The sequence below is a fragment of the Paraglaciecola chathamensis S18K6 genome, from assembly GCA_000314955.1.
Classification (GTDB): domain Bacteria; phylum Pseudomonadota; class Gammaproteobacteria; order Enterobacterales; family Alteromonadaceae; genus Paraglaciecola; species Paraglaciecola chathamensis.
The window spans coordinates 21,153-27,974 of record BAEM01000013.1; the positions used below are offsets into that span (position 1 = coordinate 21,153).

At 42.5% G+C, this 6,822-nt stretch carries 7 protein-coding genes; 5 read left to right on the plus strand and 2 right to left on the minus strand.

From position 1 onward, the window contains the following. Nucleotides 1-2: 2 nt before the first annotated feature. Entirely contained in the window at nt 3-1,166 is a 1,164-nt protein-coding gene (locus tag GCHA_RS04465; RefSeq protein WP_229816499.1) for a paraquat-inducible protein A, read from the minus strand. 173 nt (nt 1,167-1,339) lie between these two features. Here GCHA_RS04465 and GCHA_RS04470 point away from each other — a divergent pair, with 173 nt between their 5' ends. From GCHA_RS04470 to feoB, 4 genes are all read left to right on the plus strand, one after another. Further along, a complete protein-coding gene (locus tag GCHA_RS04470) occupies nt 1,340-1,831 on the plus strand; it encodes a low molecular weight protein-tyrosine-phosphatase (protein ID WP_007985510.1) in 492 nt (163 codons plus the stop codon). 249 nt (nt 1,832-2,080) lie between these two features. After that, nucleotides 2,081-3,424, plus strand: a complete 1,344-nt coding sequence (locus GCHA_RS04475) for a class II 3-deoxy-7-phosphoheptulonate synthase (protein ID WP_007985512.1) — start codon at nt 2,081-2,083, stop codon at nt 3,422-3,424. 83 nt (nt 3,425-3,507) lie between these two features. After that, on the plus strand, nt 3,508-3,741 hold the full coding sequence (locus tag GCHA_RS04480; RefSeq protein ID WP_013754045.1) for a FeoA family protein: 234 nt from the start codon (nt 3,508-3,510) through the stop codon (nt 3,739-3,741). A 118-nt stretch (nt 3,742-3,859) separates the two neighbouring features. Next, nucleotides 3,860-5,677 carry a ferrous iron transporter B gene (feoB, locus tag GCHA_RS04485; RefSeq protein WP_052017986.1) on the plus strand — a complete coding sequence of 606 codons (1,818 nt, stop codon included), beginning with the start codon at nt 3,860-3,862 and terminating at the stop codon, nt 5,675-5,677. Between the two features lie 82 nt (nt 5,678-5,759). Here feoB and GCHA_RS04490 read toward each other — a convergent pair whose 3' ends face one another. Further along, nucleotides 5,760-6,236, minus strand: coding sequence for an NYN domain-containing protein (locus GCHA_RS04490; RefSeq protein WP_007985519.1), 477 nt, complete (start codon nt 6,234-6,236; stop codon nt 5,760-5,762). Between the two features lie 364 nt (nt 6,237-6,600). Here GCHA_RS04490 and GCHA_RS22990 point away from each other — a divergent pair, with 364 nt between their 5' ends. Further along, nucleotides 6,601-6,768 carry a hypothetical protein gene (locus GCHA_RS22990; protein ID WP_007985521.1) on the plus strand — a complete coding sequence of 56 codons (168 nt, stop codon included), beginning with the start codon at nt 6,601-6,603 and terminating at the stop codon, nt 6,766-6,768. The last annotated feature ends 54 nt before the right edge of the window (nt 6,769-6,822 follow it).

A 6,822-nucleotide genomic window follows, 5' to 3' on the forward strand; every position in this document is an offset into this window, starting at 1 on the left:
GATTATTGTTCACTCCAAATTAATTTTGTATCAAATGAAAAAGCCGCCAGCATGGTTAATATCACCACAGTGCAAAACGCCAATGCTGCATAACCAGGATAAATACTCATGATATTTCCTAGTTGTATAAGGCTGACCAAAATAGCCACTACAAAAACATCAATCATCGACCAGCGACCGATAAACTCAGTAATACGGTAGCCGACCATACGTGTTTTTTGACCACCATAGTAATCAGTTTGTACGGAATAATTCAGCCAGCATAATATGGCCAGCTTACCGACTGGGACTAAAATACTGGCAATAAATATAATCGCGGCAATAGGGTAAGAGCCCATTTTCCAGAGGGTGACTACGCCCCCTAATATCGTACTAGGTTGGTCATCTCCCAATATATTAGTGTGCATAATGGGCAACGTATTAGCCGGTATGTAAAACATAATCGAAGTGACTAATAAGGCCCAAGTCGTCTGAATACTATGGGAGGCTGGACGAGGTTTTGGAGGGGCAGGAAGCTCACAAGACGTCAGAATATAAAGTTGATGTTGATCTAAATACATGAGCATCGCTGTCATGGAAATGGCAAACAGCGCATAAGCATAGAATGAAAGCCCTATGCCAATATCAGCCATGGACATAATCTTGACTAAGCTGACCAAAACCGCCACCAGAAAAATCTCCACCATGGTCCAGGGGCGTAACGTGAAAATGAGCTTTAATAGCGGTGCGGCGTGTTTGGGCTTTTTACCAAATAAAACGGGGATCAATAAATACAATAAACAGAGCAAAATAGTCGAGGGTAATACGAGAATCACCGCACTTTGTAGAATAGCTAAGCCGAGGTAATCGTTATCTGCTAGGGCTTCTATGCTGCCAATGATATTGATGGCATGGTACTGGCCGTTAGCGCTGAAGGATAAGAATTTAAAGCACAATGCCGCAACCATAAAAATCAATGAGGCTAGCGAAAACGCCACTAGCTTTTGTGTCATATTTTGATAATAGGTTGTGATAACATAATGGCATCGAGGGCAATGTGCACGTTGACGGTGAAAGAGTGCTGGAACCTCAACTACATAGGCGCACTCGTGGCACTGAACTTGATGGCAAGCTGTTGTATTCTTTATCGATTCATCCATATGATGCATATCTGACCCTATATTCATATAGGTTACCAAAAAGCCATCAACTGTGGAAAGGTAATCATGCAAGCAACGCATATTTACCTTTTCGAACTGTTAGCGATAGCGTGTTTGGCCTAACGTTTATACAGGACGCTTAGCAACACCAGCTTGGGTTCCTTTCAAAACAATGAACAATTTTTACGGGTGTTATTTAGGTGTTTGACAGAAAAGTAGAAAAAAATATCACATCGGTTTTATTTGTGTGTTTAGGCAATATTTGCCGCTCTCCTTCAGCTGAAGCTATTTTTCGCCACAAGGCTGCGCATGCAGGATTGGCAATTAAAATCGATTCTGCCGGTACCTTAGGGGCGCATATTGGTTCACCACCTGATAAGCGCTCAAGAACGGTTGGAGAAGGGCGCGGCTATCACTTTAAAAAAATAAAGTGCCGTAAAGTTAATAGCAGTGATTTTGAGCAGTTTGATTACGTTATAGCCATGGACAAGGAGAATGTACGTAATTTAAAGGAAATATGTCCTGAGGAGTATCAACATAAAATCTCTCTCATGATGAGTTTTTGTGAGGCAGACGAAGAAGAGGTTCCTGATCCTTATTACGGGGGAAAACGAGGCTTTGAATACGTTTTAGATTTAATTGAACAAGCATCAGACGGCTTAATCGAACATATTAAGCAACAGCATACGTAATATACGCACACGCAAACATTAAACCCGCGTAAGCGCTAAAATAGTGCGGTGTCAGTTTCCTAATCTTTATTGTAAGGCTAACGAACTCGTGCATGCTCATTTATGCGCCGATTAAGTATATTCTTTGCGTTAAGTATATTTTATCACGGCGGATATAAGGTATGATTGAGCGTGACATCTGCGTGTTTAGAGCATGCGGTTTGTGAACCCATTTTCATTTCCGACTCTACTGATATTTAAGGACACAATGTGAGCCAATGGCAACCTGATAGTTGGCGTCAAAAGCCAATTCTGCAACAACCCACTTACCATGATCAAAAACATCTAAACGATGTGGAACAAAAGCTAAAATCTTATCCTCCTCTCGTTTTTGCTGCGGAAACGCGTCAGTTGTTTAAAGAGTTAGGCCAAGTTGCTGACGGTAAGGGTTTTTTACTGCAAGGTGGTGATTGTGCTGAGTCCTTTGATGAATTTAATGCGCCAAAAATTCGCGATACCTTTAAAGTTATTTTGCAAATGGCAATTGTATTGACGTTTGCAGGCCGTTGCCCTGTGACCAAAGTCGCGCGCATGGCAGGGCAATACGCCAAACCACGCTCTGGCGACTTTGAAACTATTGGCGATGTGTCTCTTCCTAGTTACCGTGGTGACATTATCAACTGTTTCGAATTTACCGAAGCCGCACGTTTACCCGACCCACAACGTATGCTTGATGCATACCATCAAAGTGCTTCGACCTTAAACCTGCTTCGTGCGTTCGCCCAAGGCGGTTTAGCAGATTTACATCAAGTAAATAGGTGGAATATGGCGTTCGTGGAAAACAATCCACTTAAAGAGCGTTATCAAGATGTGGCTCGTCGAATTCAAGACTCTTTGGAGTTTATGAATGTTATGGGTATCAACACTAGCAACACGCCAACCCTGCATGAGACCAGCTTATATACGTCTCATGAAGCACTTTTGCTGAATTATGAACAAGCATTGACGCGCGTGGATACCTTAACCGACAAATGGTACAACTGTTCAGCTCATATGTTATGGATCGGTGAGCGTACACGTCAACTTGACCATGCCCACATTGAATTTTTCCGCGGTATACATAACCCTATCGGGGTAAAAGTAGGGCCGACGATGCAAGGTGACGAGCTAATCCGCCTTATCGATGCATTAAACCCAGAAAATACCTCAGGTCGTTTAACATTAATTACCCGTATGGGGGCTGACAACCTTGAACAGAACCTACCTGCATTATTACGTCGCGTAAAACAAGAAGGACGCAATGTAGTGTGGAGTTCAGATCCTATGCATGGCAACACGTTCAAAGCATCAAGCGGTTATAAAACGCGTAACTTTGATGCTATTTTACGTGAAATACAGCAGTTCTTTGCAGCGCATAAGGCTGAAGGAACGCATGCTGGTGGTATTCACTTAGAAATGACCGGTCAGCATGTGACTGAGTGTACCGGTGGTGCATATGAGATTGGCGATGATGATCTCGCTCAAGCATACAAAACCCAATGTGATCCTCGCTTAAATGCTGACCAAGTGCTTGAAATGGCATTTTTGGTCGCAGACCATTTAAAAGTGAGTTAATCAGTTGACGTTGCGCCCTTGGTCAAACTTATGGTATTAATGAAAACAATTTTCATTTGTATCAACTGTTTGATGAGGGCGCGATGACACTTTGGGATATCCCCGCAAAAAAATCCGGTTTAATCAGTGGCTTAGATAATGCTCTATTGCCTGCGGTAACGAATCGGTTATTAGAAATGGGGCTGACTGACGGTCAGTCTGTTCGATGCCTTCGGCGTAGTCCTATGAATGGACCGGTCGTTGTTCAAATTGGTGACTGTGTTTATACCTTAGAACAGAGTATTGCCGACAAGGTTGCTGTCAGTAGCCTTAGCTAAACTATCTTATTTTGTTTTTACATCTAGCCTAAACGACACATTTTCGCGTGGGTAATCACTTAATAGCATTAATGTCTATTTGAGCGCTTTTTTAGTGTTCGAACAATCAAGTAGCGTCATGAAAAATATAATTTTAGTAGGTAAACCCAACTCAGGGAAAAGTCTGTTGTTTAACCAACTCACTGGGATGCGTCAGAAAGTCGCTAATTTCCCCGGTGTAACAGTTGAACTAAAAAGCGGTAAATTTGGTGAACACACACTGATTGATTTCCCTGGGGCGTATTCATTAAGCACGCTCTCACGTGATGAAGAAATAGCAGTCGAAAAAATTCACGAGGCGATGCATGACGACAATACAGGTGTCATCGTATGTAATTTGGATGCCACTCGCCTAGAACGAAGCTTAGTGTTTGGTTTACAGGTACGCGATTTAGCTAAGCAACATGACAAGGCTTTAGTGTTCGCCTTAAACATGATTGACGAGGTAGGTCGTTTCAGTCATCAGGTGGATTGCGATAAGTTAAGTGAAGACCTAGGCGCGGCTGTATTTCCGCTTTCAGCTAAAACCTTAGTGGGCATACACGAGTTCAAGTTGGCATTAAACGAGGTTGCCTCACAGCCTGAAAAATACATTCCACGTCAACGCGTGCCAGATGATGACAGCGTATTTAATGTTAGTCGCCGTATCGCGAAGCAATATGGAATTCATGCTGATATCGTTTTAAAACAACAAAATACCATTGATAGTTTTTTGTTAAACAGTGTTTTGGGTGGTGTCGCATTTTTCAGCATAATGTTCGTTTTATTCCAGAGTATTTTTACTTGGGCAACGCCGCTAATGGACGGCGTTGAGAGCATTATTGGTTGGCTAGCCGTAGCTGTAACATCTGTTATCGGCCAAGGCGTTATCAATGATTTTCTGCAAGATGCGATATTTGGAGGACTCGGTTCGTTTCTCGTTTTTGTGCCGCAGATCATGGTGTTGACTTTAATTATCGGCTTACTTGAAGATAGCGGATACTTGGCACGTGCTGCTTTGATATGCCATAAGCCACTAAGTTACTTTGGCTTGTCTGGCCGAAGTTTCATTCCTTACCTGTCGGGTCACGCCTGTGCCATACCCGCTATTATGGCAGCGAGAACGATTGAATCACCGCGTAAACGCTTGATTACCATGATGACGATACCGTTAATGTCCTGTTCTGCGCGTTTGCCGGTATATGCGCTACTTATTGCGGTGCTAATACCGAATACCACCTATTTAGGTGGGTTACTGAGCCTTCAAGGTACTGCCTTTTTTGTACTGTATTTTTTAGGCATAGTCACTGCTCTCATCGTCAGCGTGCTATTGAATAAATTTACTGAAAATGACAGCGATAAAGCTGAGATGCCATTTATCTTAGAGTTGCCTAACTATCGTTTGCCTCATTGGAAACCACTTATATTACGCGTGCTCACTAGCGCTAAACAATTTATTCGTAGGGCAGGGCCCGTCATCTTTATGGTATCTGTGGTTATCTGGTTTCTGGGGTACTTCCCAAGCTCAGAGCATGATTTACAAGGCTCCTACTTGTCCATGCTTGGTCAGTGGATAGAGCCTGTTTTTGAACCGCTAGGATTAGATTGGCGTTACGGTGTTGCCATATTGGTTTCGTTTTTGGCACGTGAAGTATTCGTTGGCGCATTAGGAACCTTGTTTGGCATTGAAGGCGCTGACGAAAATATCGCCGGATTAGCTGAAAATATTCAAGCTGATGGCCTTACCTTAGGGGCGGGGCTTGGGCTGTTAATATTTTATGTTATCGCTTTACAGTGCGTTGCAACCGTTGCGACTCTCAAAGGGGAAACAGGTAGCAAGAAAATAGCTTGGGGCCTATTCGCAGGCTATGGTTTATTAGCCTATACCTCTGCGTTTATCGTTTCACATATTTTCTAACTTGCGGGTTACTAATTGAGCTTAGCCTGCGAAGGGGTATTCTCTTTCGCAGGTTTTTTATGGGTTAGTCGTTCATAACGTTTTACTGAAGTAACGACGGGGTAATCTCAATAAATTCATCACAGGCATTCATTAGTGAGCTCGCAGTAAGCGCGGGTACGCCATACACTTTTGTGCCCACCTTATATTTGTCTTTTGCGGCTTTGAGCAGTAAGTCAAAATCCCCATCACCAGAAAGCAAAACGACAGTGTCGACGTGTGGGGCAGCGTCTAATACATCTATGGTGATCCCCACATCCCAGTCACCTTTAGCCGAGCCGTCACTGCGTTGAATATAGGGTTTTAATTTCACATTGAAACCGATGTGTTTGAGCGCACTTTGGAACTTTTGTTGTTGGGTGTCGTGGCGCTCAGTGGCGTAGGCATTAGCGATAACAATGTCGCCTTGTGCACTTAAGTGTTGCCAAAATTTACGATAATTAAATTGTTTTTGGTAGCTATCGCGGGTGGTGTAATAAATGTTCTGCACATCGACAAATACGGCAATTTTAGCGGGCATATATCACTCAAATTAAGTTATAACCAATAGGGCATGATAGCATTAAATATTATTAAAATAGCTATTGCGTTTATTTTATAAGTGCTGTAATGTGCTGCCTTGCTTATGAATCAACCTCCGCATTTATAAGCAGTGTTACCATTTCGGTAACGCGTTAATGTCTTGTCTTACCTTGATCCAGTCAGCCAGCATTTAAAAACAAAAATATTAAGCTGAATTATTGAACGGCGAACGAGTGAGCATGTGCTCGCTGTATACCACTCCTAGACTTGTAGAAAGTCGTAAAGTTATCGTCAAATCTATAGTGAAGCTTCGTTGAATTTCGCGCGTCAAATTATCGCGCTAATTGAAAGAGAGTTTTATTATGTCTTATTTATATAACGGTTCTCAGATCCGTGTAGTGCACCCAGTGCATTCAATTTCTGTAAACAAACAAAGCGTAGCATTTGCCGACAAACAAGGTCGCCAAAGCACTAAATTTGCCAACGCAATTGAAGCAAAGCAATTTGTTAAATGGTTAGTTAACAACTAATCACACTCGGCTTATACAGAGCGTTGTATCAGCCTATTAAGTTTTATAAAAAAG

Excerpts from the sequence above, each read along its gene's own strand:
- GCHA_RS04465 (WP_229816499.1), bottom strand. The coding sequence starts at position 1,166 with ATGAATATAGGGTCAGATATGCATCATATGGATGAATCGATAAAGAAT.
- GCHA_RS04480 (WP_013754045.1), top strand. The coding sequence starts at position 3,508 with ATGACACTTTGGGATATCCCCGCAAAAAAATCCGGTTTAATCAGTGGC.
- feoB (WP_052017986.1), top strand. The coding sequence starts at position 3,860 with ATGAAAAATATAATTTTAGTAGGTAAACCCAACTCAGGGAAAAGTCTG.
- GCHA_RS04490 (WP_007985519.1), bottom strand. The coding sequence starts at position 6,236 with ATGCCCGCTAAAATTGCCGTATTTGTCGATGTGCAGAACATTTATTAC.
- GCHA_RS22990 (WP_007985521.1), top strand. The coding sequence starts at position 6,601 with ATGTCTTATTTATATAACGGTTCTCAGATCCGTGTAGTGCACCCAGTG.